The sequence below is a fragment of the Salinispora cortesiana genome (assembly GCF_000484695.1).
GTDB classification, from domain to species: Bacteria; Actinomycetota; Actinomycetes; order Mycobacteriales; family Micromonosporaceae; genus Micromonospora; species Micromonospora cortesiana.
This window is the reverse complement of sequence record NZ_AXVR01000059.1, coordinates 1-24,399: the sequence shown is the minus strand read 5'-3', so window position 1 is coordinate 24,399 and position 24,399 is coordinate 1. Positions and strand designations below refer to the sequence as shown.

Sequence of the window (24,399 nt, the reverse complement as noted above, 5' to 3'; positions counted from 1 at the left end):
TTCCTGGACGGTTTGAAGCAGGTCGAGGGCTGGCAGGACATGCCGTTGACCGAGGCCGCGCAGACGGTGCAGGTGTCGGCGTACCCGTTCCACTACGCCCAGTGGGAGACCCAGGCCGCCGACCTCGTCGCCGAGCACTGGACCAACTGACCCACCCACCGCAGCAGCCACCAACAAACCCCCACCCACAGACCCAACCCACACAAGGGGGAAAGAAACTGTCGGCCGGCACCCGAAACCGGGCGCCGGCCAACAACCATGTCTGGGCGAACGCCGACCGGTGAGCAGCACCGTCCCCTACGCTTGCGCTCATGGGCCGCCTGCGCCGACTCGCCGAGGCGACACCGGCGAGCCGGAACCGCTATCTCGACCTGCTCCGGGCCCTCGCCATCATCATGGTCGTTCTCGGTCACTGGAGCGTCGTGGACATCGGGCACGACGCCTCCGGGCAACCCACCGCGCGCTCCGCGCTGCCCGACCTACCCTGGGCCTACCCACTGACCTGGGCGGTCCAGGTCATGCCGATCTTCTTCCTGGTCGGTGGGTACGCCAACGCCGCGTCCCTGGCCTCGCACCGCCATCGGGGCGGGGACGCCACCGGCTGGCTGCTCGGCCGCAGTGCCCGCCTGCTCCGGCCCACCAGCATGCTGGTGCTCGTCCTCGCCGCCGCCGGCCTCGCCGCCCGGCTCGGCGGCGCCGACCCGTCGCTGATCCGGACCGTGGTCTACTTCGCCACCATCCCGCTGTGGTTCCTCGCCGCGTACCTCCTCGTGGTGCCACTGACCCCGGTGATGTACGCGCTGCACCGGCGGTACGGGCTGCTCGTACCGGTGGCGCTGGCCGCCCTGGTCGCGGCGGGCGACCTGACTCGCGAACTCGGTCTGCACGACGCTGCCCTACCGAACTACCTCTTCGGCTGGCTGGCCATTCACCAGCTCGGCTTCGCCTGGTACGACGCGGACAAGAAAGACGCAGACGCTACGGCACCTCGCGGCCGCTCGGCCGGGCTTCGGACCCGGCGGCTACCGCTGTCCCGGCGGGCCGGTTGGACGGCGCTGCTCGGCGGGCTGGCGGTGGCGGTGCTACTGACCGGTCCCGGGCCGTACCCGGTCAGTATGATCAATATTCCGGGTGAGCGGCTGAACAACGCCGCCCCACCCAGCCTCGCGCTGCTGGCGGTAAGCACCGCACAGCTCGGGCTCCTCCTGCTGCTGCGCCGGCCGGCGCAGCGCTGGCTGCGCCGCGACCGCCCCTGGATGGCGGTGATCGCGGTGAACAGCGTCGTACTGACGGTCTTCCTGTGGCACCTGAGCGCGGCGATCCTGGCGATCGGCGCCCTGGACGCGGTGGGGCTGCTGCCTACCCCGGCCGCCGGCACGGCCGCCTGGCTGGCCTGGCGGATCCCCTGGGTCCTGATCCTCGGTGTGTTCCTGGCCGTCCTGGTCGCCATCTTCGGTCCGGTAGAGGCGCGCACCGGTCGCCCCCCGGCCGCCCGAGGGCCTGCCCCGCCATCGGACGACCGGGCGGAGCACCACTGGCGGACCACCGGCCGCAGCGTGCTCGCCGTCGCCGCCTTCGTCGCCGTCGTCGCCGCGCTCGTGATCAACGCGACCGCCCCGCGGGAGGCCCCGCTGCTGCTCGGGCTGCCCGTCCCGGCGCTGGTGGCCTACCTGGCCGGGGCGGGCACCCTACGGATACTCAGATCTGGGTGGGGAACCCAAGGTTGACCCCACCGTGTCGGGGATCCAGCCAACGGCTGGTGACCACCTTGCCCCGGGTGAAGAAGCGCACCCCGTCCTCCCCGTGCGCGTGCAGGTCACCGAAGAGCGACGCCTTCCAGCCGCCGAAGGAGTAGTACGCCATCGGCACCGGGATCGGGACGTTGATCCCGACCATGCCCACCTCCACCTCGTGCTGGTAACGCCGGGCGGCGCCCCCGTCGTTGGTGAAGATGGCCGTCCCGTTGCCGTACGGGTTGGTGTTGACCAAGTGGACGGCCTCCTCGTACGAACCGACCCGGAGCACCGACAGCACCGGCCCGAAGATCTCGTCGGTGTAGACCGACATCTCCGGGGTGACCCGGTCGAACAGGGTCGGCCCCAACCAGTAGCCGTTCGGGTCCCCGTCCGGGCGCACGTCCCGCCCGTCCACCACCGGCACCGCGCCCGCCGCCACGCCCGCCTCGACGTACGAGCGCACCCGCTCCGCGTGTGCGGCGGTGACCAGCGGGCCCATGTCGCAGCCGCGCCGGCCGTCGCCGGTGCGCAGCCCCGCCATCCGCTCGGCGACCTTCTCGACCAGCGCGTCCGCGACCGGCTCCACCGCGACCAACGCCGAGATCGCCATACAGCGCTCCCCCGCCGACCCGAACCCCGCGTTGACGGCGGCGTCGGCGGCCAGGTCCAGATCCGCGTCGGGGAGCACCACCATGTGGTTCTTCGCCCCGCCGAGGGCCTGTACCCGTTTGCCCGCCAGCGACGCCCGCTGATGCACATGCCGGGCGACCGGCGTGGAGCCGACGAACGACACCGCCCGCACCGCCGGATGATCCAACAGGGCGTCCACGGCCTCCTTGTCCCCGTTGACCACGTTGAGCACCCCCGGCGGCAGGCCCGCCTCGGCGAACCACTCCGCCAGCAGCAGCGCCGCGCTCGGGTCCTTCTCGCTGGGCTTGAGCACCACCGCGTTACCGGTCGCCACCGCGACCGGCACAAACCAGAGCGGCACCATCACCGGGAAGTTGAACGGGCTGACCACCGCCACCACCCCGAGGGGCTGGCGAAGGTTGTAGGAGTCCACCTCGGTCGAGACGTTCTCGCTGAACCCGCCGCGCATCGCCGCGGGGATGCCACAGGCGTACTCGATCACCTCCAGCCCGCGCTGCACCTCACCGGTGGCGTCGGCGAGCACCTTGCCGTGCTCCGCGGTGATCACCTCGGCAAGCCGGTCACGCCGCGCGTGGACCAGCTCCCGGAAGGCGAAGAGCGCCGCCGTGCGCCGCGACAGGGAGGCGTCTCGCCAGCTCCGCGCGGCCCGGTCGGCGGCCTCGACCGCTGCCGCCACCTCCGCGGCGGAGGCCAGCTCGACCTCCGCGGTACGCACGCCGGTGGCCGGGTCGAAGACGTCGCCGCGACGCACCGCCGTGCCGGAGAGCAGCTTGCCGTCCACGAAGTGCCCGATGAGACTCATGCCGCCACCTCCGCCGCGGTCCCGCCGGGCCGGATCGCGTCCACCAGGATTGCCAGGCCCTCGCGGACCTCCTCCTCGGTCAGGGTCAACGGCGGGCCCATCCGCACCACGTTCCCGTACAGGCCGCCCTTGCCGACGAGCAGGCCACCGGCCCGGCACGCCTCGAAGACCTGGGCGGCGCGCCCGGGATCCGGGTCAGCGGTGCCCGGGTGGACGAACTCGACGCCGAGCATCAGCCCCTTGCCGCGCACCTCGGCGACCCCGGGCAGCCCGCCGACCGCGGCGCGCAGCCCCTCGTTGAGGATCGTGCCGACCCGGTCCGCGTTGGCTTGCAGATCGTTGTCGAGCAGGTAGTCGAGCACGGCGTTGCCGGCGGCGGTGGAGATCGGGTTGCCGCCGAAAGTGGAGAAGCTGATCGCCGGCACCGATTCGACCACCTCGGCCCGCCCGACCACGCCGGCGAGCGCGAACCCGTTGCCGATGCCCTTGGCAAAGGTGATCATGTCTGGGGTCACCCCGTGGGCCTGGTAGCCCCAGAAGTGCGTGCCGGTACGCCCCCAGCCGGTCTGCACCTCGTCTGAGATGAGCAGGATGCCGTGCTCGTCGAGCACTTTGCGCCAGCCGGCGAGCAGCCCGTCCGGGCCGTACACGAATCCGCCGACGCCCTGAATCGGCTCGGCGATCAGGCAGGCGACATCACCCGAGGTCTGGGTGGCCAAAACCTCCCGCAGATCCTCCACCGCCGCGTCGATCCGATCCGCCTCGGGCAGCCGGGCCAGCAGGCCCCGCAGCCGCTCCCCCGAGTGCAGCCAGGCCACCTGCAACGGGTTCAGCGGGCTCGCCGACCAGCCCCGGTTGCCGGTGACCCCGATAGTCGCGTACGACCGGCCGTGATAGCTGTTGCGCACCGCGAGGATCTGGTGCGAACGCCGATGGTTGGTGGCCATCAGCAACGCGGCCTCGTTGGCCTCGGTGCCGGAGTTGGTGAAGAAGACCCGCGCGTCGCCGATCCCGGACAGCCGGGCCACCTTCTCCGCCAGCTCCACCTGCTGTCGGATCAGGTAGAGCGTCGAGGTGTGCACGAGCCCGGTGCGCAGCTGGCGCTCCACCGCCGCGCGGATCTCCGGAATGTCGTAGCCAATGCTGTTGGTCAGCACGCCGCCGAAGAAGTCCAGGTACGTGCGGCCCTGGGCATCGGTGACCCGACGCCCCTGGCCAGCGACGAGTTCGAGCGGTTCGTCGTAGTAGAGCGGCATCCAGGACGGGAGCACCGCCCGGTGCCGGGCCAGCAGATCGTCGGTGGTCATAGTGACACCTCTCAACGAAGCGGGTGATGACGGCACGCTCTCACCACCGCGCACCGCGAACAACTGGCACCGTGTAGCGTCACCACACCGTCCACCTGACACCACGTCAACGAGACGCCCCGATGGATTGGTCAACCAGCACCGAAGCGCGTGGCCCAGGCGATGTCCAGTACGGCGCTCAGTTCAGTGATCCAGGCACCGTGTGTGGGTGCCCCGGACAGATTCCTCGCCAGGAAACAAGGGGTGCTCGGTGTAGCCGACCGGCGGCTGCCTCGCCCCGTACGGGTTGAGGACTCCGTCCACGAGGACGGGACTTAGCGCCCGAGGCGACCACGCGAACAGGTGACAGCCTGGCGTGGAGGCGGGGAGTACCGTCGATACTGGCGGCCCGCCGGGGTTGAGGCCGGCGGTCCGCCGCCCAGTCCTCAACCTGGGAGGCCAACATGGAGCCGAAGCATGACCCAATGCCGCCCGGTGGGCGGATCAAGCTCTATCGCAAGCGGCGCGGGCTCACCCAAGAGGTGTGCGCCCAGCTCAAGGGTGTCAGCGTGGGCGCGTGGCGGAAGTGGGAATCCGGGGAGCGCTCGGTCAACAGCCTGGCTGACTGGATCGAGATTGCTCGGATTCTCAATGTTCGTGACCTCTACAAACTCACCGGCCATCCGCTCGGGGTAATGCCCGATGACCCGGCCGAACACGAATCGGTGCCGCCGCTGCGGGCGGCAATGACCGCCTACGCGCCCGGTGCCAACCAACTGTCAAACCTCGCTGAACTACAGTCGGCAGTCCGGCTGGCGTGGACGACGTGGCACCAGTCGCGGCAGCGCTACACCTACACCAGCCCGGTCCTGCCGGGACTGGTACACGCATCCCGGGCCGCGGTCGCCCGCCTCGACGGCAACGAACGAAGGCAAGCACAGCGAGTCGCGGCCGACCTGTACCTACTCGTCCGCGCGTTTGCGAAGAGGGTCGGCGCTCAGGATCTTGCGGTAATTGCCGCTGACCGGGCGCTGACAGCCGCATACGAGGCCGATGATCCCGCCTATCGGGCGTCCGCTGCGTGGAACATGGGCCAGGTGCTCTCCAATCGAGGGCATACCGAGGATTCGGTGGACATGTGCCGGCAGGCCATCGCCGACCAGCAGCGCAGCGCCGACGACGACCCAGCTCGCCTCGCTGCGCTAGGCGGGCTACACCTACTGCTGTCGATCCAGTACGCCCGGCTGCGAGACGAACGGCGGACACTTGACGTGCTTGACCGGGCCGACGCGCTCGCAGCCCGCACCGGGGAGACAGAGCACCACTTCATCTTTTTCGGTCCGACCAACGCGGCCATTCACCGTGCCGCAGCAATGCTGGAACTGTCCCGACCAGGGGAGGCCGCGCGGATCGCGGAACGGGTCGACGTTGGTCGGTCCCCGCCAATTGAGCGTCGGCATTCCCACTTCACGCACCTAGCACGGGCGTACGCCAGCAAGCGCGATGACTACGCCGCGATCCACATGCTGCAGCGCGCGCACCTGGAGTCCCCCGAGGAGTCCTCGCTGAATCTGTTGATGCGGGCGACGGTCCGGGAGCTGCTAGCCAGGGAACTGCTACTAATCGGAATGAACTGCGCAGCCTCGCAGAGCTGGCGGGTGTGGTCTGAAGTACCCCGCTACGGGGTAGTCCCCCACACCGTGAGAGCCACAGCGTAATAGCGCGCCTACCTTCTGTTGCGGCACGGCTAGTTCGGCCCCCGTCCGAATCAGCCGTGCACGGCAGATCGGGTAGGGGCGGTTGCAGCCGAAAGGGCGAACGCCTCACCCACCATCGAGGGTGAGGGAGCACACTCATGATCCGGCTATTCCGTCGACTCCGCCGCCGTTCCGCACGGCTGGACGCGGTCGGTCCCGCTACCCGGTACGCCGCGGGCGGGTGCCTACTCCTCGCTGCACAACCAACCGACGGTCATCTTCGACAGCCGTCCCCTCGATGATGGAGGCCCCTACCTGCCTGGTCAACCCGGGGGTAGGCTCCCCTCCTGGTGGGAGGCTCCTATCGCTCCCGCCGCCTTTTCAGTTCTCCATCGACAACAACGAGAACACCACCGATTACGACTACTCCACTCAGCGCAACGGAAAGCCAGGATATCCTAAATTCGTTTAAAACCATATAGACGGACCCGAAGGTACCCCCGGCCAAAACGAGGATCCTGGCAACGTGGTTCAGTCGTCCCATCTCGCGCTCTTCTCCGGTGGTGCGGAGTAGACGTCGTACTTTCCACACTTACCGCCAGCGTCCTTTCCAGCAAAATATGCGGAGTTTAGAGTGGCCGAGCGGTGTTCGCGGGGGCTCACGCCACGGCGGCGCTTGAAGGCAGTGCTGAGCGCGAAGGAACTACCGTAGCCCACCCGGCGGGCGACCGCGCCGACGGTGACGTCCGGCTCCCGAAGCAGGTCGGCGGCGAGGCTCAACCGCCAGCCGGTCAGGTAGGACATGGGCGGTTCACCAACCAGTGCGGTGAACCGCCGGGCTAGCGCCGCCCGGGAGACGCCGGTTTCGGCGGCCAGTGACGCCACGGTCCACGGTCGGGCCGGATCGTTGTGCAGCATTCGCAGGGCGGGACCGACGACGGGGTCGCGATGCGCCTGGTACCAGCCGGGAGGCTCGGCCCCGGGACGGGCGAACCACTCCCGCAGCACCGCGATGAGCAGCAGGTCAAGCAACCGGTCGAGGACCGCTTCCTGACCGGGGTCGTCCTTGACGATCTCGTCGGCCAGCAGTGGGATCAACGGAGAGTCCCAGGAGTCGCTGGGCACGACGAGCAGCGGCGGCAGTGCGGTCAGCAGCCGTTGGCTGACCTCACCCCACATCGGGTACGTGCCGGTCAGCAGCATCGTCGGGCCGTCCACGTTGTTTCCCCAGGTCCGCACCCCCCACTCGCTCATCCCGGAGAGTGCCTGACCATCCGGGCCGGTGCAGCGTTGGCCGGGATGGATGACGGCCTGCGGGGCCGTGGAGAGGTCGTCGGCGATCAGGTACGGGGCCGGGCCGCGGACGACCGCGACGTCTCCCGGGTTGAGCCGGACCGCCGTACCCTCCTCCGGCGCGACCCAAGCGTCACCTCGGACCAGGGCCACCAGGGTGAGGGGGGCCTCGTCCCGGATCGCTATGGACCATGGCAGGGTCAGGACCGAGCGCAACAGGAACGCCCCCTGGGCTCGGGGTCCATCCAGGAGACCTACGACTGCGTCCACGTAGACGATTGAACACAAGTTCGCGCGGATCAGCTATGTTCCGTCTCGGGCTGTTGCTCTTCACTGGGCGTATGGCAAATCAGCGAAAGCAACAGCACACCCTGGTCCTCGGCGGCACCGGAAAGACCGGCCGGCGCATCGTGGCCCGCCTGCGGGATCAGGGCGTACCGGTGCGGGTTGATTCCCGCGCCGCCCAGCAGCCCTTCGACTGGACCGACCCGGCAACCTGGGCACCGACCCTGCGGGACGTGGACGCCGTCTACCTCTCCTACCACCCGGACCTCGCCGCGCCGGGCGCGCTGAAGACGGTCTCCGCGTTCACCGATCTCGCGGTGACGGCCGGAGTCTCCCGACTGGTGCTGCTCTCCGGCCGCGGGGAGGAGAGTGCCCGGTCCGCCGAGGAACACGTCCAGTCCGCCGGGGTGGAGTGGACGGTCCTGCGGTCGAGCTGGTTCAACCAGAACTTCAGCGAGGACTACCTCCTGGAGCCGGTCCGCGGCGGTGAGGTCGTTCTCCCGGTCGGGGCCGTACCCGAGCCGTTCGTGGACGCCGACGACCTCGCCGAGGTGGCCACGGCGGCGCTGACCGATGACAAACATGCCGGGCAGCTCTACGAGTTGACCGGGCCCCGGCTACTCACCTTCGGTGAGGCGATCGCCGAGATCTCCACGGTCACGGGTCGCACCATCAACTTCGTGCGGGTTTCCCCCGAGGAGTACGCGGACGGCCTCGCCGCCGTGGGCGTCTCCGCTGAGGCGATCGAGTTGCTGACACACCTGTTCACGACCCTGCTGGACGGGCGAAACGCCCAGGTGGCCGACGGTGTTGCGCGCGCCCTCGGCCGGCCGCCGCGCGACTTCGCCGACTACGCCACGAGCACCGCGGCCACCGGTGTCTGGGGCGGGGCATAGCCTGCGGTGCCATGCGGATCGACTCAGGACACGCCGCTGAGGACAGCGGCCTGAGTCGATCCGCGTGGATCCAGCGGCGGAGTCGCCGCCAGGGTCAAGCGGCGAAGCCACCGTCCACAGCGATGGCGGCACCAGTGACATAGCGACCAGCGTCACCCGCGAGGTGGGCGACGGTCGCGGCGACGTCCGACGACTGGCCGAACCGACCGAGTGCGGTGAAGCTCTGCTGCACATCGGCGCCCTCGGCGTCGGCAGGGTTCATGTCGGTCTCCGTCGGCCCGGGATGGACCAGGTTGGCGGTGATCCCCCTGGCACCCAGCTCGCGGGCCAACGACCTGGTCAGGCCGATCAACGCGGTCTTACTCGTCGAGTACAGCGAGACACCGGGGAGCGGCACCCGCTCGGCCAGGCAACTGCCGATATTGATGATCCTTCCGCCTTCGGTCATGTGCCGTACCGCCGCCTGGGAAGCCACGAAGGGTGCCCGAACATTGACGCTCAACACGCGGTCGATGTCCTCCAGTGACATGTCTTCGACCAGACCGCGCACCAGAATCCCCGCGTTGTTGACCACGATGTCGAGCCGCCCGAACTCCGCGACGGCCTGATCCACGGCCGTGCGCACAGCAGTCGGGTCTGCACTGTCAGCCTGGACCGCCCAGGCCCGGCGCCCCAGCGCCTTGATCCGGTCGACGACATCCGCCGCGCGCTCCGCACTGTCCCGGTAGGTCAACGCGACGTCGGCGCCATCCGCTGCCAGCCTCAGCGCCACGGCCTCGCCGATGCCCCGGCTGCCGCCGGTCACGAATGCCACCTTGCCGCCAAGTACCGCACTCATGTTCGCTCATCTCCCCTGTCGTGTTCGTGAACAAATGTTATGTTCACATGCTGCGGGCAGGGAGTCTGGCGGCAATCCGACGTCGCGTTTCGGCCGAGAAGCGCCGAGCACCATCCCTTAACGTGACATGGCGTCTTCGTCTTCCAGATAGGCCGCGGCGGTCCATGCCACCACCGGGTCATCGTCGCGGGACAACCGTCGCAGGACGGGCTGCGCAACAGTTCGAGGCAGCTCCAGGATGGCCTGGGTGAGGCGGCTGCGGGCGGCGGAGTCCGCGGTGGGGGCGGCGAGTTCAACGGCGAGCGCACCCACGATCTTTTCAGCGCGGGCCGGGTCATCCGACAGGGCACCCAGGTGCTCGGCCGCCTCGACGTCGTGCCCGCCCTCGGCCACCAGGTCGACGAGGGCGGGCACGGCCGCCACCTCGCCCTGCGCACCCAGCGCCAGGGCCGCGTGTCGGCGGACCGTCGGGTCCGGGTCGTCGAGGGCGTCCACGAGCACTGCGGTCGCCTCGTCACCGGCCAACTCGGCGACCGCCTGGATCGCGCGGCGGCGGATGTCCACGTTCGTGGAGTGGACACCGGACGTCAGGGTTGCCAGGGCTTCGCCGTCCGCCCGTCCGAGCGCCCACCGCAGCGCGCCGGCCACATTCGGGTCGGCTTCGGCAAGGACCGCGCCGGCCAGCAGCTCAGCGGGCACCCGTACCTCCTCGGCGGGAGCCAGGGCGCTCTGCTGACGCAGGGCGGCGCTGGGTGAGTTGAGCCCGGTAATGAGTTCGGTGATCCGCAGGACGTCCGGCCATCCGGTGGGCGCCGAGGCGGCGACCGTACGCAGCCGGTCGAGCAGCTGACGTTCCCGGTCCAGCCGCTCTTCGGTCCAGCTGATCAGATCGCCCACCAGGCCGGCCGGCGTGCAGGTGGGGTCCTGGAGCGCCTGGGTGATCTGGCGCAGCGACAGCCCCAGTGACCGCAGGCTCTCCACCTGGAACAGCCGTCGTACGTCCTCGTCCGAGTAGTCGCGGTAGCCGCCCGAGGTACGACCCGTCGGTCGTACCAGCCCCAGTGCGTCGTAGTGCCGGAGCATGCGGGTGCTCACTCCCGAGCGGCGGGCCACGTCGCCGATCAGCATGGCGGTTCCTCTTCCTCACCCACCGGGTCAGCCGTGCGGGCGGCGAGCCGTCCCGCCTCCTCGATGAGCGCGTCGTACTCGGCTTCCGGGTCTTCCAGGAGCAGCAGAGTAGCGTGGGCGTGCTCCCGCGTCGTCGGGTCCGCGTCGGTGATGCTGGCCGCAAGGGCCGGCTTGACCGCCTCGCCGAGGCCGACCAGTGCCCGACTGAGGCTCAGCCACACGTCCCGGTCGCCGCGGCCAAGCTGGGTGACCAGTTCCGCGGCCAACACCTTCTCCTCCCCATTGGGGACGAGCACGACAGCAGCCCGCCAGGCGGTCCGCGCGACCTCGTCGTCGGGGTCGCGGAGCAGCGCCCCAACGATCGAGGGGTACACGCTCCTGTTATTGATCTTGGATAGCGTGTGGAGGGCCTGACTACGAGCCTGGGCGTGCTCAGAGGTGAGCTCGGCGACAAGCCGGGGCAGCGTGACCGCCTCCGGGAGGCGGGTAAGCGCCCAGGTGAGCATGTCACGCACGAAGAAGTCCGGCTCGACCGCGCACCGCTGCACCAACTCGGCGGCAACGCTCGGGTCGGGGTGCATACCGACCGCCATGGCCCCCTGTAGCCGGGTGGACGATGTCTTGGCCCGCAGGGCAGCCACCGCACCGTGAGTCGGGGTGTTCTGAGCCGGGTTCATTGGGTACCACCTCCCAGACACAGTCAAGACCTTGTCACTATGTCAAGGTCAAACGGACCGGCCGAGCCGCCTCGGCTTCACCTCAGAACTGTGGCAGGCTGCCACAGGCACACGCCCGGACGAGGAGGTGCGGTGACCGAGCAGCGCGCATCGGTGCTGATGCTCTCCCTCGGCGGCACGATCGCCATGACCGGTGACGCCGACGGCGTCGTGCCGACCCTGACCGCCGAGGACCTCATCGCCGCCGTACCCGGATGGGCCGACACCGGCATCGACATCCAGGTCCAGACCTTCCGCCAACTACCGAGCGCCTCCCTGCACCTCGACGACCTCACCGCGCTCGCCGCACTGATTGCCGAGCGCACCGCGACCGGCGACGTGGACGGCGTCGTGGTCGCTCAGGGCACCGACACCATCGAAGAAACTGCATATCTGCTCGACCTGCTGCACGTCGGCGACGCGCCCATCGTGGTGACCGGGGCGATGCGCAACCCGACCCAGGCCGGTGCCGACGGGCCGGCCAACGTCCTCGCGGCGATCCACACCGCCGCCAGCCCCACCGCCCGCGGACTCGGCGCGCTGGTGGTCTTCGCCGACGAGATCCATTCTGCCCGATACGTCCGCAAGACGCACTCCACCAGTGGCGGCACCTTCCGCTCGCCGAACACCGGCCCGCTCGGCCACGTCGTCGAGGGCGTGGCTCGACTGCTCACCTACCCACCCCACCGGCTGACCGTGCCGCTGACGGCGGCCAGCCGGACGCCCCGAGTCGGGCTATACACCGTCACCGTCGGCGACGACGGCACCCTGCTCGCCGGCGCCGAACACCTGGACGGTCTGGTCGTGGCCGGCTTCGGTGTCGGCCACGTACCCCAACGCCTGATCAACCAACTCACCGCTCTCACGGCGAGGATCCCGGTCGTGCTCACCTCCCGCATCGGCGCCGGGCCGGTCCTGGAGGCCACCTACGCCTTCCCCGGCTCGGAGAGCGACCTGCGGCAGCGAGGACTGATCGGCGCGGGCTTCCTCGACAGCTACAAGGCACGCATCCTGCTACACACCCTGCTCGCCGCCAACGCCGACCGCGACACCATCGCCGCCGGATTCGCCGCCGCCGGTGGCACCGGAGATCCCGCCCGCTGGCCCTGGGCCAGCACCCCCTGAGGGCTTCCGCTTCTCCGCCGCTCCGGTCGCCGGGACGGGCATGGAAACCTCCTCGTTGGTGCGTCGCGCCAGGTCGACGAGGTCTTGCGGCTCCGGGCCGGCAACGTCGGCGTAGCGGCCTCGTGGCCGGCCCACCGCGATCTCGGCGAGGACGTCAGGACGTCCCGGGGCGCGATCAGCTGCACGAGCAGGGGCGCGATGGTGGCGACGCCGTCCTGCTCAGTCCAGCCTGCGACCATCGCGGCGAAATCGTGAAACTGGGTGGCCGGGACGATGGTCCACGGCAACGGACCGCCGGCCACCGACCCAGCACACCACCGGGGTGAGCAGCGCAGCCCTTCGGCGTTTCGACCCGGTCCGCAGCTCGCCGCTCAGCCGGCGGTGTCGCGGACCGCCTGGGCGAAGACCTCGGAGCGGTGCTCGAAGTTGCGGAACTGCCCGTAGCTCGGTGCCGCCGGCGACAGCAGCACCACTCCATCGGCCGGAGTGACCCGCCGGGCCAGTCGAACGGCCGCGACCAGATCGCCGGTGACCTCGCACCGGACCTTCGGCAACCCGTCCAACGCGGCGACGATCCGCGCCCCGCTGTCCGGTACGCCGATCACGGTGATCTCCCGCTCGGCGAGGTGATCGCGCAGCGGCGTGTAGTCCAGCCCCCGGTCTGCGCCGCCGACGATCACGGTGAGCGGCCGCCCGTCGTACGCGTCGATCGCGTGCATTGCCGCGTACGGGCTGGTGGCGAGGGTGTCGTCGACGAAGGTGAGACCGGACGGGTCAACGATCTCGGTGAGCCGGTGGGCCAGCCCCTGGAACCCGGCGACTGCCACCGCCAGGGTGTCCCGGCGGGCGAGCACGTCGACGCCGAGCACGTCGAGCACGGCCAGCGCCACGCAGAGGTTGCCCTCGTTGTGCCGTCCGACCAGCGGCAGCACCGCCCGGGGGAAGAGCGGCTGGTCACCGAGGTGGAACCAGGGCGTGCCGTCCGGGCCGCCCGCCACATGGGTGGTGTCGGGGGTGCCGGCTCGCACGACGGGCCGGTCACCGAGTTCGGCGGCAAGCCGGGGGTCGGCGCCGTTGACCACGACGGTCTCCGGGCCGTGGGCCAGCAGGTTGAGCTTGTCGCGGTAGTACTCCCGTTCGCCGCCGTGGGCGTCCAGGTGCTCGGGGAAGAGCGCGGTCACCACCGCGACCCGGGGCGAGTCGGTCAGGTCGCTGCACTGGTAGCTGGAGAGCTCCAGCACGTAGAGGTCGGCTGCGGGCAGGTCCAACGTCGGCACCCCGATGTTGCCCCCGAAGACGTTGGGCTGATCCACCGCAGCGAGCAGGTGGCTGATCAGGCTGGAGGTGGTGCTCTTGCCCTTGCTGCCGGTGACCCCGACGGTACGGGCGGCGTGGTCGGCCATCCAGAGCGCCGTGCCCTGGGTGACCGGCACCTGGCGGCGCCGCAGCTCGGCCAGCCACGGGTGGGTGTTCGGCACGCCCGGCGAGCGGACCACCACGTCGGCGGCGGCCAACCGTTGCGCCCCCGCCTCGCCGGTGACCAACGGTGCCGCCTTCGCCAGGAATCCGTCCCAGGGCGGGCTGACCGTCGAGCCGCCGTCGTCCACGGCGACCAGGTCCGCCGGGCCGTGCGCGGCGATCGCGATCACCGCTGCTCGTCCTTCCCGGCCGGTCCCCCAGACCGCGACTTTGCGTCCGCGCAGGTCAGACAGGCGCACGGGCTCTCCTCGAAATATCGACGACGTCGGGTGGGCGGTCCGGGCGCACTCGGGCACGGCGGACGAACCAGGGCCTAGTATGGCGTGTGCCCAACGAGCAGCTGCGGCGGATGGACGCCTTCACCTTCCCGTCCTACTCCTTCGACCTGTCCACCGGGGAGGCGTTGTTCGACTACGCCCTCACCGGGCCGGATGGCGAGCAACGTTTCACGGAGGTGATCACCCTCCCGCTGCCCGCCTCACCCCCCTCGGATGAGCGGGTAGCCACCCTGGGGCGGGTCCTGGAGCTACTGCACGTGATCGCCGGGGTCAGCTACTACAAGACCGCCGCCCCGCACCGGCTGGTGCTGCCGGCTCCGCTGGGGTCGGCCGCCGTCGCGCTGGTCACCGCCGTCTACACCAAGGGCCTCGGCGAGTACGCGTACCGCAACGCGCTGCCGCACGTGCTGCGGCTGCGCCCCGAGGTGCCCTCCGGTGAGCTCGCCCCGGCGGTCGGGTACGACACCGATGGCCGGCGACCACTGTCGGCGGTGGGTGGTGGCAAGGACTCGATCGTCAGCCTGGAGGCGCTGCGCCGGGACGGGCTGGACCCGTTGCCGTTCTCGGTCAACCCCAACCGGGTGATCGAGGCGGTGAACGTCGCCTCGGGTTTGCCGGCGCTGGCCGCGCGGCGGCGCATCGACCCGGTGCTGTTCGACCTGAACGCCGCCGGTGCGTTGAACGGCCACATTCCGGTTACCGCGATCAACTCGCTGATCGCGGTGGCCACCTCGGTGCTGAACGGGCTGGGCCCGGTGGTGATGTCCAACGAGCGCTCGGCGTCGGACCCGAACCTGGTCTGGGAGGGGCACCAGATCAACCATCAGTGGTCCAAGGGCATCGAGGCGGAGGGGCTGCTGCGCGGGGCGTTGGCGGAGCACGCCGGTCTCACCGACCCGTACTTCTCCCTGCTGCGCCAGCTCTCGGAGCTGCACATCGCCCGACTCTTCGCCCAGATCGGCGGGTACGACGACGTGGTGACCAGCTGCAACGCCGCGTTCAAGCTGCGCGGTGCGAGTGATCGCTGGTGCCGGGACTGCCCCAAGTGCCGGTTCGTCTTCCTCGCCCTGGCGCCGTTCATATCCCGCGAACGGATCACCGGGGTCTTCGGCGGCGACCTGCTGGCCGACCCGGCGCAGCTACCCGGCTACCGGGAGCTGCTGGGCGTGGACGGGCACAAGCCGTTCGAGTGTGTCGGCGAGGTCGAGGAGTCGGTGGTGGCGCTCGGCCTGCTCGCCGAGCAGCCGGGGTGGCGCGACGCGCCGGTGGTACGCGCCCTGATCGACGCGGTCCCGGAGACGGCCTGGAAGACGGCGGCCAACTCGGCCGTCTTCACGCCGGGGGGACCCAGCTTCATCCCCACCCGGTACGCCGAGGCGCTTGGCTCCCTCACCGAACCGGTTCGGAACCTGCCCGGGTGACGTTGGCCGCCACGGGCCGACGGATCGCGTCCAGCGCCAGCAGGGCCACGTGCAGACCGAGGCAGGCGTCAACCGAGTCGAGGTCCACGTCGAGGATCCGACCGATCCGGGCCAGGCGTTCGTAGAACGCCGGGCGGGACAGGTGCGCCGCGACAGCGCCGGCCGACTTGTTCCGCCCCTGATCCAGGTACGCGCGCAGGGTGCCGAGTAGCTGTTCCCGGGGGTGCTTCGCGTCGTAGGAGAGCAGGGCCCCCAGCTCCCGCTCGACGAAGGTCTGTAGGGACGGCTCGTCGCGCAGCAGGTGCAGCAGACCGGCGAGCCCGACGTGCGGCAGCCGGTAGATGGGCAGGTTCCGCCGGTCCCGGCGGGCCGCCTCGGCCACCTGCCGCGCCTCGACCAGGGAGCGACGCGCCTCCCGCAGGCTGCCCACGCCCGAGCCGGCGCCGATCACGGCGGCGCCGGCCGGGTCGGTGCGGCCCGTGCTCCGCCCGCCGTCCCGTTGGGCGTTGACGTGTCCGGGGAAGACCTCCGGGCGGGCCCGGGTCAGGGCCGTGACAAAGGCCGTGAGGGCCCGCTCCTCGCCGGAGCGGTCCGGCAACGCGAGCAGCACGCCGACCGTCTGGTCGTCGAGCGCGCTGGTCAACGCGGTCAGCTGTGCCTCGTGTACGGCGTGGCCGACCGCCTCGGCGAGTTCCCGCAGCCGGACCGAGCCAGCCAGCGGGCCGCCCCCGGGGACGTGACCACCCTCGTTTGACGTGGCCGGCGCCGGCTCGTCGGCCCGATACCGGACCACCACCCCCACCAGATGCCGCCCCTCCAACGGCACGCCGAGGGCGCGGGCCCGCAGAGCCACCTCGTCCACCGGCCGGGAGTGGTCGAGCAGGGCCGCCAGCAGGGTGCGGTGCAGCTGCCGTTCCAGGCCCTCGGCGTCACGCCGGATCAGCCGGCCCAGGGCGAGGCTGGAGGCCGCTCGTTCCACCAGGATCGTCAGTCGGGTGGGCGGGGTGTCCGACCGGTCGCCGGGGGTCGCCGCCCCGGCTCCGAGCCACCGCACCAGCAGCCGCCCCCAGTCCTGCCCCCGGGCGCCGACCATGGTCACCAGCCAGCCGTTGTCCACGTCGTACGCGGTCCGGCCGGCCGGCAGGATCCGCCGGGAGAGCTGCTCCCAGCCGTCGAGCAGCAGCGCGGCACTGCCCCCCGCCGGGTCGTACGCGAGCACCTGCCGGGACAGGTTCTCCAGCACCACCGCGCAGCCGGAGAGTTCAGCCGCCTGCCGGACCACCTCCCCCGGTCCCGCGCCCTCCATCGAGAGCTCGGTGAAGCGTTGATGGATCTCCTCGGTGGCGCGTAGCTCGGTCAGCTGGGCGTCCACGATCAGCGCGTGCACCGCCTCGGTGACCCGCACAAACGGGGTGGCGCGGCGCAGCTCGACCAGGGGCAGCCCGTGCCGGGCAGCTGCGGCGATCATCGCCCGGGGCACCCCGCCGAAGTAGCGGCGGCCCAGTTCGACGACGAGGCCGGCGACGCCGACAGCGGCCAGGTCCGCGATGAACGCCCGCAACCCGGCGTTGTCGGCCGGGAGCCCGATCCCGGTGGTCAGGACCAGTTCCGAGCCGCCGAGCAGGGAGGCGATGTCGGGCACCTCGGCCACGTGCACCCAGCGGACCCGTCGGTCCAACGCGGCTTCGCCGGCGACGACGCGGGGCGCGCCGGAGCGCACCGGTTCCAGCGCGAGCACTTCCCGAATGGTGGGGAACACGGGCGACACGCTACCGCGCATGACGTTGGTCACTAAACTCCCGTACCCAGCCGCGGCGGCTGGGGTTGAACGGGGGTGCGTAGCGCGGCGCCCGGTGACCGTTACCGGTGGTCAGAGCGGGTCGTCCCGGCCGAGTTCCCAGCATGCCACGGCGGTGGCGGCGGCCACGTTGAGGGAGTCGACACCGCGGCGCATCGGGATCACCACTCGGACGTCGCTGCCGTCCATCGCCTCCCGGGTCAGGCCCGAGCCCTCCGCGCCGAGCAGCAGCGCCGCCCGGGCCCGCTGGCCCGGTTTGAGCTGCTGGATCGGCACCGCGTCGGGGGCGGGGGTCAGGGCCAGCACGGAGAAGCCGGCGGCGCGGACCTCGGCGAGCGTGTCGGGCCAGGGGCCGAGCGTCGCGTAGGGCACGGCGAACACCTCCCCCATGCTGACTCGGACGCTGCGACGGTAGAGGGGGTCGGCGCAGGTCGGGGAGAGCAGCACCGCGTCCACGCCGAGCCCGGCGACGGCCCGAAAGATCGACCCGAGGTTGGTGTGGTTGTTCACCTCTTCGAGGATCACCACCCGGCGGGCGGTGGCGAGCACGTCGGCCGCCGTCGGCTGCGGCCGGCGCCGGAACGACGCCAGGACCCCCCGGTGTACGTGGAAGCCGGTCACCTGGCGCAGCACGTCCGGGGTGGCGGCGTAGACCGGGGCGTCCCCGTTGTCCAGGTCGGCGATCTGCTCCACCCGCTTGGCGTCCACGAGGTAGGACCGCGCCGGGTAGCCGGCGCGCAGCGCGCGCCGCAGCACCAACTCGCCCTCGGCGATGAAGAGGCCGTGCGGTGGCTCCCAGCGGGTCCGCAGCTCCACGTCGGTGAGGGCGCGGTAGTCGGCGATCCGGTCGTCGTCGGGGTCGGTGATCTGGTGGACGGGCACCGGACGATTCTGCCGGACGCCGCTGACGGCGCCCCGTCCACCCGCCCGGCCCGGGCTGGGCACGCCCGCCCTTCCTTCGGACGGGCGCGCTCCCCGGGCAGCGCGAAATGCCCGGATTGACACCCTGCCCAACGCACTGCTCATCGGTGCCGCCGGCGGTTTGGGCAGCGCCCTGTCGTACATGTTCTGCTTCACCGCCTGGGGGCAGTGGGTGATCCTGTGCCGGGTGTGGCTACCGCTGACTGGCCGGCTGCCGTGGAACACGGTTGCCTTTTTGGAGTACGCCTACCACCGAGGCGTACTCCGGCAGAGCGGTGCGGTTTATCAGTTCCGCCATTTTCGGCTTCAGGAGCACCTCAACCAACACTACCGCAAGCGGTAGGCACCACTGTCCACGTTCATCCACGCCTTACATCGCGCGGGCATAGATGGCTACCCAGTCGTCGGCAATCTCGCAATTAATTTCCACAAACAGCATTTGTCGTACGGTGGAATGGCACTCGACACAAGGAGGTTCACATGAGAGCCATACCATTTGGCCGGCGAATGCGAATTCGATGGCTGGGTGCAGTTTCCGTGGGGCTGATGCTCGGCAGCACCCTCGGCGTTGGCGCTGCAAGTGCGGTACCAGAAAAGCGCGTCCACAACGCGATGCAGATCATCTTCACCCCAACCGCGCCCGACAATTTCTGCACGATCGGCGCAGTGGGCACCGACGACTACGGCCGGAAGATCGCGATCTCGGCCGGTCACTGCATTAGCGACCCGGACTACGCCGATCGCGAGATCCACGAGAACATCGCTCCTGTCTACCATCGGCAGGATCCGGAATTCGGCCCGATTGGCCACATTCGCTACTTCAAAGACCCAGAGGGGTCGGGTACGGGCCACCTAACCAGGGACTACATGATTATCGAACTGGTCCCGGAGGTAACACCCTCCGCGCAGGGCCCGCACCTGAAGCAGACCGGTGAAGTGGAGGTCCCGGGCGGCACGGCCAGCCCGAACGCATTGAGTCCCGCCCTGGATAGCGAACGGCTACTCAGTGCCGGGTGGCTCAGCAGCAATGAAATTATCGTCTCGGGCCAGCTTGGCGTCTGGTATGCCGGCATTACTCACAATACGGATGGCATCCACCGGTCCTGGGCCCAGCACCGGGCAGGCGACTCGGGGGGTCCGACGATCTGGCATGTGCCGGGCAGCGCCTACCCGTCCGAGGAGAACGGATTCCAGGCCGAAGGGCCGTGGGCTGGCATCACCAAGGGAAAAGGCCTGCAGATTCCGTGGTACCAATACACCAGCTCCGCCAACATTCTCGCCGACCTTCGCGCTCGAGACTCCGCCGACCCCGCTGACGTCTACGGTGCGGGCTTCGAGGTGACCCACAACCCGTGACCCCTTCGACCCGGGCCCGACAAAGGTGAACGCGTCTGGCGCGGCACTCGACTGAGCAGCACCCCGAGCTGCCGGCAGCAAGACGGGCATGGCCGACTCAGATGATCACCAGCGTGTCGAAACCCTGATCATCCGAGTCGAGTCATGCCCGCGCTGTGCGTGCCCCCGCCGCCGACGGTCGCCACAGCGGCGATCCAGGCAGTGCCAAGCAAAGAGGCGCGACACCCCCTCGATCACCTTGTTGTCTCGTTTGGGGACATTCTTCGCATTCATGTCTTTTTAGCGCAGCTTTCGGTTTGGCTCAGGGGTGCTACCGCCCGCCTGGTAGCCGAGGACCACCACCCGAACTGCCCCGGATGGCTGGTTGCTCGTCCGTGACGGGGGAAGCCGCATGAACCATCAGCACCACGAAGACGAACCGGACCGCCCCGGTGGACGCCGGGCGAGGACCCGGTGGTGGGCCGTCGGGCTGGCCGGTGTGACCGGCCTGGCCCTCACCACCGTCGGCGTTGCCGCCACCCCCGCCGCCGATTCCGTCGGACGCCTCCTCGCCAGCTCGGATGACCGGCCCGGGCAGCCCGACCGAGCCGCCGCCGGCAGCCACCGCGACGACAGCAAGGACCACAAGGGCAAAGGCACGGACCCCGGGGCAGGCACCGGCATGGGCCCCGGCCCAGGCACGGGCATGGGCCCCGGCGCAGGCACCGGCATGGGCCCCGGGCCAGGCACCGGCAAGGGCCCCGGGCCAGGCACCGGCAAGGGCCCCGGCAAGGGCAAGGGCACAGCCAAGGGCAAGGGCACGCCGGTCCCGTGTGACGCCGATGCGCTGATCGCGGCGATCACCCTGGCCAACGCCCGCGGCGGCGCCACCCTCGATCTGGCCAAGGACTGCACCTATCTGCTCACCGCCGACATCGACGGCGCCGGACTACCCGCCATCACCACCCCGATCACCCTCAACGGCGGCAAACACACCACCATCGAACGCGCCGCCGCCGCCGACGAATTCAGAATCCTCACCGTCAACGTCGGCGGCGACCTCACCCTCAACAAACTCACCATCACCGGCGGGCAGACCAGCGAGGACGGCGGGGGGATCTTCGTCGACGCCGGCGGAGCACTCACCACCAATCACACCACCATCACCCGCAACATCACAAACACCCGTGGCGGCGGCATCGCCAACAACGGCACCACCCGCATGAAAAACTCCACCGCCAGTCACAACCGCGCTGGCATCGTCGGCGGGGGTGTCGAAAGCTCCGGTGCACTCGAAATCAACAAATCCTATGTAAACGCCAACACCGCTACCTCTGGAGGAGCTGGCGTCTTCAGCGACGGCACAGTCCAGATCGACCACAGCACTATTACCGCCAATACTGCTCAGATCGGCAGCGGCGGCGCCCTCAGCATCGCTGGAATAGGCGTGGTGACATACACCGATATCACAAACAACACCGCCGTAAATGGTGGCGGCGCGGTCGTGAACGTTGCTGGCACGCAACTCATCCTCAAATCTGTCAACCTCGTTGGAAATACCGCCACAACAGGCCGCGGTGGCGGCATCGCGGGGAACTCAACCAACTCAATCGTTGTGGTCGAGGACAGCCTGATCAAAAACAACACCGCTCCCCTCGACGGCGGCGGCATCAGTACCGTCAATGAGCTGGTGTTGCGGCACACGAAGGTGATCGGCAACCAGGCAGGCGGTCTGGGTGGCGGTATCTTCAACACAGCCTTCGGCGCAGCCCGTCTCTTCGACACGCAGGTGGTCAAGAACATCGCTCTGACCGACGGTGGGGGCATCTACAACGACGGTGGCACGGTCGAGCTGAACACGGCCACCGGCACCGTGGTGATCAAGAACCGGCCCAACAACTGTGTCGACGTTCCCGGCTGCGCCGGATAGCCATCCGAGCAGCCCATGACGACGCGCCCGCCCCTCGGGGCGGGCGCGTCGGCGTCGGGTCGGTCAGTTGCCGTCGGGAAGTTGGGTGACGAAGGCCCGCCATGCCGCCGGGCCGAAGACCAGCGCCGGCCCGGCCGGGTCCTTGGAGTCCCGGACGCCGACGATGCCGGGGAGATTGTCGGCGACCTCAACGCATGCCCCGCCGTTGTTGCCGCTCTTGCTGCTTTTGCGCCATCGCGCACCGGTCAAGTCCATGATCCCGCCGCTTCTCTGATCAGCTCCAAGGAGGAAGCTCGGGGGAGGGATTCGCCCCTGATGCGCTCCCACCTTCGGCTCAGGGTAGCAACGTCGGCGGCCTGTCGGAGGATCTGCGCGGGCGCCTGACTGTCGACGTGGGCGACGTGCTCGACCTCGGGCAGTTCGGCGAGGATGAAGCCGCCGCCGAGCCCCGGATACATCCCGATGTCCTTGGGCACCAGGTGGACCTGCACCGTGTCGTCGGTGGCGCGCTCGGCGAGAAACTCAAGCTGTTCGCACATCAGCCGGCGGTCGCCGTAGGCCGACTGATAGAGCACCCCCTCGAAGATGACGGCGGTCAGCAGCGGAGGGCGTTCCGTGCGGAAGATGGCCTGTCGATTAATCCGGGAGGCGACGAGCTCGTCGACCTCGCCCGGGGTCAGCGCCTCGCCGGCGAGGGTCGCGCGGGCGTAGTCCTCGGTCTGGAGCAGGCCGGGAATCCAGGTGTGCTCGAACCAGCGCAGTGCGACCGCCTCATGCTCGATGTCGACCCATGGGCGAAACCACGCCGGCTCGCGACGTTTGACGACATCCGGCCAAAGCTCCTCGACCTCCCGACCGAGGATAGCGGCCACCTGCAGGCGGCGACGAGGCCGCGGAATCCGTCCCGGCGTAATCCAACGCGCCGCAGTTTTCGGGTCGACACCGGTCTGGGCAGCCAGGCTCTCCGCGGTCTCCCCCGCCTCCACCATGGCCCGCTGCAATGCATAGTTCATCCTGCCTCCGTTCAAGGATGTTCTCGAACGTCCCAACAACGTGCACAAATGCTGTGTACTCATCCCGTGGCGTGTTGACAGAGTGTGCGTCATGGATGCATGTCGGGGGAAGACCCAAATTTCGGCGAAGGCACGGACGGAGCATCCATACCCGGAATGGGTGTGGGAAGTTCGATCTAGAACGCGAAGGCGAGGATGACCGATGAGGCCAGAACCCTCGGCTGGTCAGCCGCTACTGTCGAGCGCTGCGCGCAGCTGGCGGAGCCAATTCGCGCCGAGCTGACGCCCATTGGGAAGTCGATCCGCTCGATTCCAACGCCATGCTGTGATCATCGCCAGCACCAGGATCCGGCACTCGCGGAGCAAACCTCTGTCGACACCGGGATAGTGCTCGCCGACCTCTTCGGGCGCATGGGCCAGGTCGAATTCGACCGGCCCCCGGCAGCACGTCTCAAAATCAATAAACAGCACCCCGCCCTGGGTCGCCAACACGTTACCCGAGTGTGGCTCGCCGTGCAGTAATTGCTCGGCGCCGCCGTGCTCGCTTACGGCCCGGCTCAGACTACTTAACGCGTTGCCGAGAAGTTCCCGGTCGGCGTCGGTGAGCATCGGCGTGCGGTGGCGGCTCGCCACGAGTTCTTCGGCCTGTCGGACGCGGTCCGTGCAGTGCGGGGTGGGGACATCGAGCGTACGCATGCCGGCGTGCAGCCGGTGCAGCGCACTCGCGTAGTCCGCCGGGGAGATCGTCGCGGATGCCACCGGTTCGTAGTGGGTCCAGAACGCCGCCGCGTAGCCATTGTGCGCGTAGACGCGTGGCTCCACCCGAGGGTCAGGAACAGCCACCGGGCTCCCGACGTCGGCGAGCCGTTGAGCGATCTCGATCTCGAGCCGCGCCTCCTGGTGCCCGGCCGGATCCACTCGGGCCAAGACATCACAGGGCAGCAGGCGCAGCGTGAGCCTGTTCGACTCCTGCAGGACGGTCGCGTCGTCGGCCTTCAGGCCCAGCGCCGAGGCGATCGACCTGGCCGCCGCCACCGCGGGTGGGACCGCTGACACCGACACCCTCGCGTAGCCTCTCCGTTGCGTACCGCCACCACCCAGAGCCCAGCCGTCCTGTCTCTCCGGTGTTCCCGCGCTGTTGGTGATCGCCCAGCGCTCCGGCTTTGAATGCCCGGAGCTCATCGCCCGCCGGGGGGTCCTCGGTCACCGTCTCACCATCGCTGCGGTAGGTTCTGGCCACACACCCCTCCGGGACACATACGCCGATCAGTTCTCCGAGGGACGGTGCCGCGCGGAGATTGCGGCCCGGATGGCGGAGGGTGACTGGGTGATCGACCATGAGACGGCACATGGGCTGGCCGATGAGCCTATCCGTGTGCTGGTGGCATACCGGGTGCGGGCCGGCCGCATCGACCGCGTCCACTTCTTCGGCTGACGGCGTCCTGATGAGCAGATATGTGATTACCGGGGCCACTGGCGGCATCGGCGGAGCCGTCGCGGAACTGCTGCATGAGGAGGGTCATCACCTGGTCTTGGTGGGTAGCCACCGCGGGCGTCTCGACGCAGCGGCCGGGCGATTGGGTGGATGCGAGACCCTTGTTCTCGATTTGCTGGACGTGGAGGGCATCGCCGCTCACGGATCCGCCCTGGCCGCCGGAGACCGGCCCATCGACGGTCTCGTGCACAGCGCGGGTCTGGCCCAGCTGGGCTCCATCGCCGACGCCGAGGCCGAAAGTTGGCTGGAGCATTACAAAGTCAACGTGGCAGGCCC

At 69.6% G+C, this 24,399-nt stretch carries 19 protein-coding genes and 4 pseudogenes; 10 read left to right on the top strand and 13 right to left on the bottom strand.

Features of this window, described 5'->3' with window-relative positions:
- Positions 1-311: 311 nt before the first annotated feature.
- Positions 312-1,727 carry an acyltransferase family protein gene (locus tag K228_RS0120375; protein WP_025620098.1) on the top strand — a complete coding sequence of 472 codons (1,416 nt, stop codon included), beginning with the start codon at positions 312-314 and terminating at the stop codon, positions 1,725-1,727.
- Here the strand turns inward: K228_RS0120375 and K228_RS0120370 are convergent.
- Together K228_RS0120370 and K228_RS0120365 are read right to left on the bottom strand one after the other, a co-directional pair.
- Positions 1,699-3,189, bottom strand: a complete 1,491-nt coding sequence (locus K228_RS0120370; protein ID WP_025620097.1) for a CoA-acylating methylmalonate-semialdehyde dehydrogenase — start codon at positions 3,187-3,189, stop codon at positions 1,699-1,701. The two genes, K228_RS0120375 and K228_RS0120370, sit on opposite strands and share 29 nt — an antisense overlap.
- Positions 3,186-4,496 carry an aspartate aminotransferase family protein gene (locus tag K228_RS0120365; protein WP_025620096.1) on the bottom strand — a complete coding sequence of 437 codons (1,311 nt, stop codon included), beginning with the start codon at positions 4,494-4,496 and terminating at the stop codon, positions 3,186-3,188. Before K228_RS0120365 ends, K228_RS0120370 begins: the two co-directional genes overlap by 4 nt.
- Before the next feature lie 443 nt (positions 4,497-4,939).
- Between K228_RS0120365 and K228_RS25915 the strand changes: the two are divergent.
- Positions 4,940-6,144: pseudogene (locus K228_RS25915) on the top strand (helix-turn-helix domain-containing protein).
- A gap of 559 nt (positions 6,145-6,703) precedes the next feature.
- Here K228_RS25915 and K228_RS0120350 read toward each other — a convergent pair.
- Positions 6,704-7,735, bottom strand: a complete 1,032-nt coding sequence (locus tag K228_RS0120350) for an AraC family transcriptional regulator (RefSeq protein ID WP_025620095.1) — start codon at positions 7,733-7,735, stop codon at positions 6,704-6,706.
- A 71-nt stretch (positions 7,736-7,806) separates the two neighbouring features.
- Here K228_RS0120350 and K228_RS0120345 point away from each other — a divergent pair, with 71 nt between their 5' ends.
- Positions 7,807-8,646: an NAD(P)H-binding protein gene (locus tag K228_RS0120345; RefSeq protein ID WP_025620094.1), complete on the top strand. Its 840-nt coding sequence runs from the start codon at positions 7,807-7,809 to the stop codon at positions 8,644-8,646.
- A 94-nt stretch (positions 8,647-8,740) separates the two neighbouring features.
- Here the strand turns inward: K228_RS0120345 and K228_RS0120340 are convergent, their stop codons facing one another.
- The 3 genes from K228_RS0120340 to K228_RS0120330 all read right to left on the bottom strand — a co-directional run bounded on the left by K228_RS0120340 (position 8,741) and on the right by K228_RS0120330 (position 11,289).
- The gene (locus tag K228_RS0120340) at positions 8,741-9,484 is read right to left on the bottom strand and encodes a 3-oxoacyl-ACP reductase family protein (RefSeq protein WP_018216164.1); all 744 of its coding nucleotides are present in this window, start codon (positions 9,482-9,484) and stop codon (positions 8,741-8,743) included.
- 117 nt (positions 9,485-9,601) lie between these two features.
- Positions 9,602-10,612: a HEAT repeat domain-containing protein gene (locus K228_RS0120335; protein ID WP_025620093.1), complete on the bottom strand. Its 1,011-nt coding sequence runs from the start codon at positions 10,610-10,612 to the stop codon at positions 9,602-9,604.
- On the bottom strand, positions 10,606-11,289 hold the full coding sequence (locus K228_RS0120330; protein ID WP_025620092.1) for a HEAT repeat domain-containing protein: 684 nt from the start codon (positions 11,287-11,289) through the stop codon (positions 10,606-10,608). Before K228_RS0120330 ends, K228_RS0120335 begins: the two co-directional genes overlap by 7 nt.
- Before the next feature lie 132 nt (positions 11,290-11,421).
- Between K228_RS0120330 and K228_RS0120325 the strand changes: the two genes are divergently transcribed.
- On the top strand, positions 11,422-12,453 hold the full coding sequence (locus K228_RS0120325; protein ID WP_025620091.1) for an asparaginase: 1,032 nt from the start codon (positions 11,422-11,424) through the stop codon (positions 12,451-12,453).
- Between the two features lie 51 nt (positions 12,454-12,504).
- On the opposite strand, the pseudogene K228_RS27550 reads toward K228_RS0120325, so the two are convergent.
- Positions 12,505-12,755, bottom strand: a pseudogene (locus K228_RS27550) (SDR family oxidoreductase); the annotation flags it as partial.
- A gap of 69 nt (positions 12,756-12,824) precedes the next feature.
- Entirely contained in the window at positions 12,825-14,171 is a 1,347-nt protein-coding gene (murD, locus tag K228_RS0120320; protein WP_025620090.1) for a UDP-N-acetylmuramoyl-L-alanine--D-glutamate ligase, read from the bottom strand.
- 86 nt (positions 14,172-14,257) lie between these two features.
- Here murD and K228_RS0120315 point away from each other — a divergent pair, with 86 nt between their 5' ends.
- Positions 14,258-15,631, top strand: a complete 1,374-nt coding sequence (locus tag K228_RS0120315) for a MurL-like N-terminal domain-containing (RefSeq protein ID WP_025620089.1) — start codon at positions 14,258-14,260, stop codon at positions 15,629-15,631.
- Here the strand turns inward: K228_RS0120315 and K228_RS0120310 are convergent.
- Positions 15,600-17,390, bottom strand: a complete 1,791-nt coding sequence (locus tag K228_RS0120310) for a PucR family transcriptional regulator (protein WP_025620088.1) — start codon at positions 17,388-17,390, stop codon at positions 15,600-15,602. The genes K228_RS0120315 and K228_RS0120310 overlap by 32 nt on opposite strands.
- 111 nt (positions 17,391-17,501) lie before the next feature.
- Positions 17,502-18,311 carry a TrmH family RNA methyltransferase gene (locus K228_RS0120305; protein ID WP_025620087.1) on the bottom strand — a complete coding sequence of 270 codons (810 nt, stop codon included), beginning with the start codon at positions 18,309-18,311 and terminating at the stop codon, positions 17,502-17,504.
- A gap of 127 nt (positions 18,312-18,438) precedes the next feature.
- Between K228_RS0120305 and K228_RS0120300 the strand changes: the two are divergent.
- The 3 genes and pseudogenes from K228_RS0120300 to K228_RS0120290 form a co-directional block, all read left to right on the top strand.
- A pseudogene (locus K228_RS0120300) lies at positions 18,439-18,693 on the top strand (XRE family transcriptional regulator); the annotation flags it as partial.
- 137 nt (positions 18,694-18,830) lie between these two features.
- Positions 18,831-19,706: a hypothetical protein gene (locus K228_RS0120295; protein WP_025620085.1), complete on the top strand. Its 876-nt coding sequence runs from the start codon at positions 18,831-18,833 to the stop codon at positions 19,704-19,706.
- A gap of 391 nt (positions 19,707-20,097) precedes the next feature.
- Positions 20,098-21,615 (top strand): autotransporter outer membrane beta-barrel domain-containing protein, encoded by a 1,518-nt coding sequence (locus tag K228_RS0120290; protein ID WP_025620084.1) that lies wholly within the window; start codon positions 20,098-20,100, stop codon positions 21,613-21,615.
- Positions 21,616-21,678: 63 nt separating this feature from the next.
- Here the strand turns inward: K228_RS0120290 and K228_RS0120285 are convergent, their stop codons facing one another.
- The 3 genes from K228_RS0120285 to K228_RS0120275 form a co-directional block, all read right to left on the bottom strand.
- Positions 21,679-21,870: a DUF397 domain-containing protein gene (locus tag K228_RS0120285; protein WP_025620083.1), complete on the bottom strand. Its 192-nt coding sequence runs from the start codon at positions 21,868-21,870 to the stop codon at positions 21,679-21,681.
- A complete protein-coding gene (locus K228_RS0120280; RefSeq protein WP_025620082.1) occupies positions 21,861-22,628 on the bottom strand; it encodes a DUF5753 domain-containing protein in 768 nt (255 codons plus the stop codon). The genes K228_RS0120285 and K228_RS0120280 overlap by 10 nt, the downstream gene beginning before the upstream one ends.
- Before the next feature lie 225 nt (positions 22,629-22,853).
- Positions 22,854-23,684: a phosphotransferase gene (locus K228_RS0120275; protein WP_245603524.1), complete on the bottom strand. Its 831-nt coding sequence runs from the start codon at positions 23,682-23,684 to the stop codon at positions 22,854-22,856.
- A 175-nt stretch (positions 23,685-23,859) separates the two neighbouring features.
- Here K228_RS0120275 and K228_RS29250 point away from each other — a divergent pair.
- Positions 23,860-24,063 (top strand): annotated as a pseudogene (locus K228_RS29250) (nuclear transport factor 2 family protein); the annotation flags it as partial.
- 10 nt (positions 24,064-24,073) lie between these two features.
- Positions 24,074-24,399, top strand: a 326-nt coding sequence (locus K228_RS0120265) for an SDR family NAD(P)-dependent oxidoreductase (RefSeq protein ID WP_029723647.1), incomplete at its 3' end; no start/stop codon positions are given.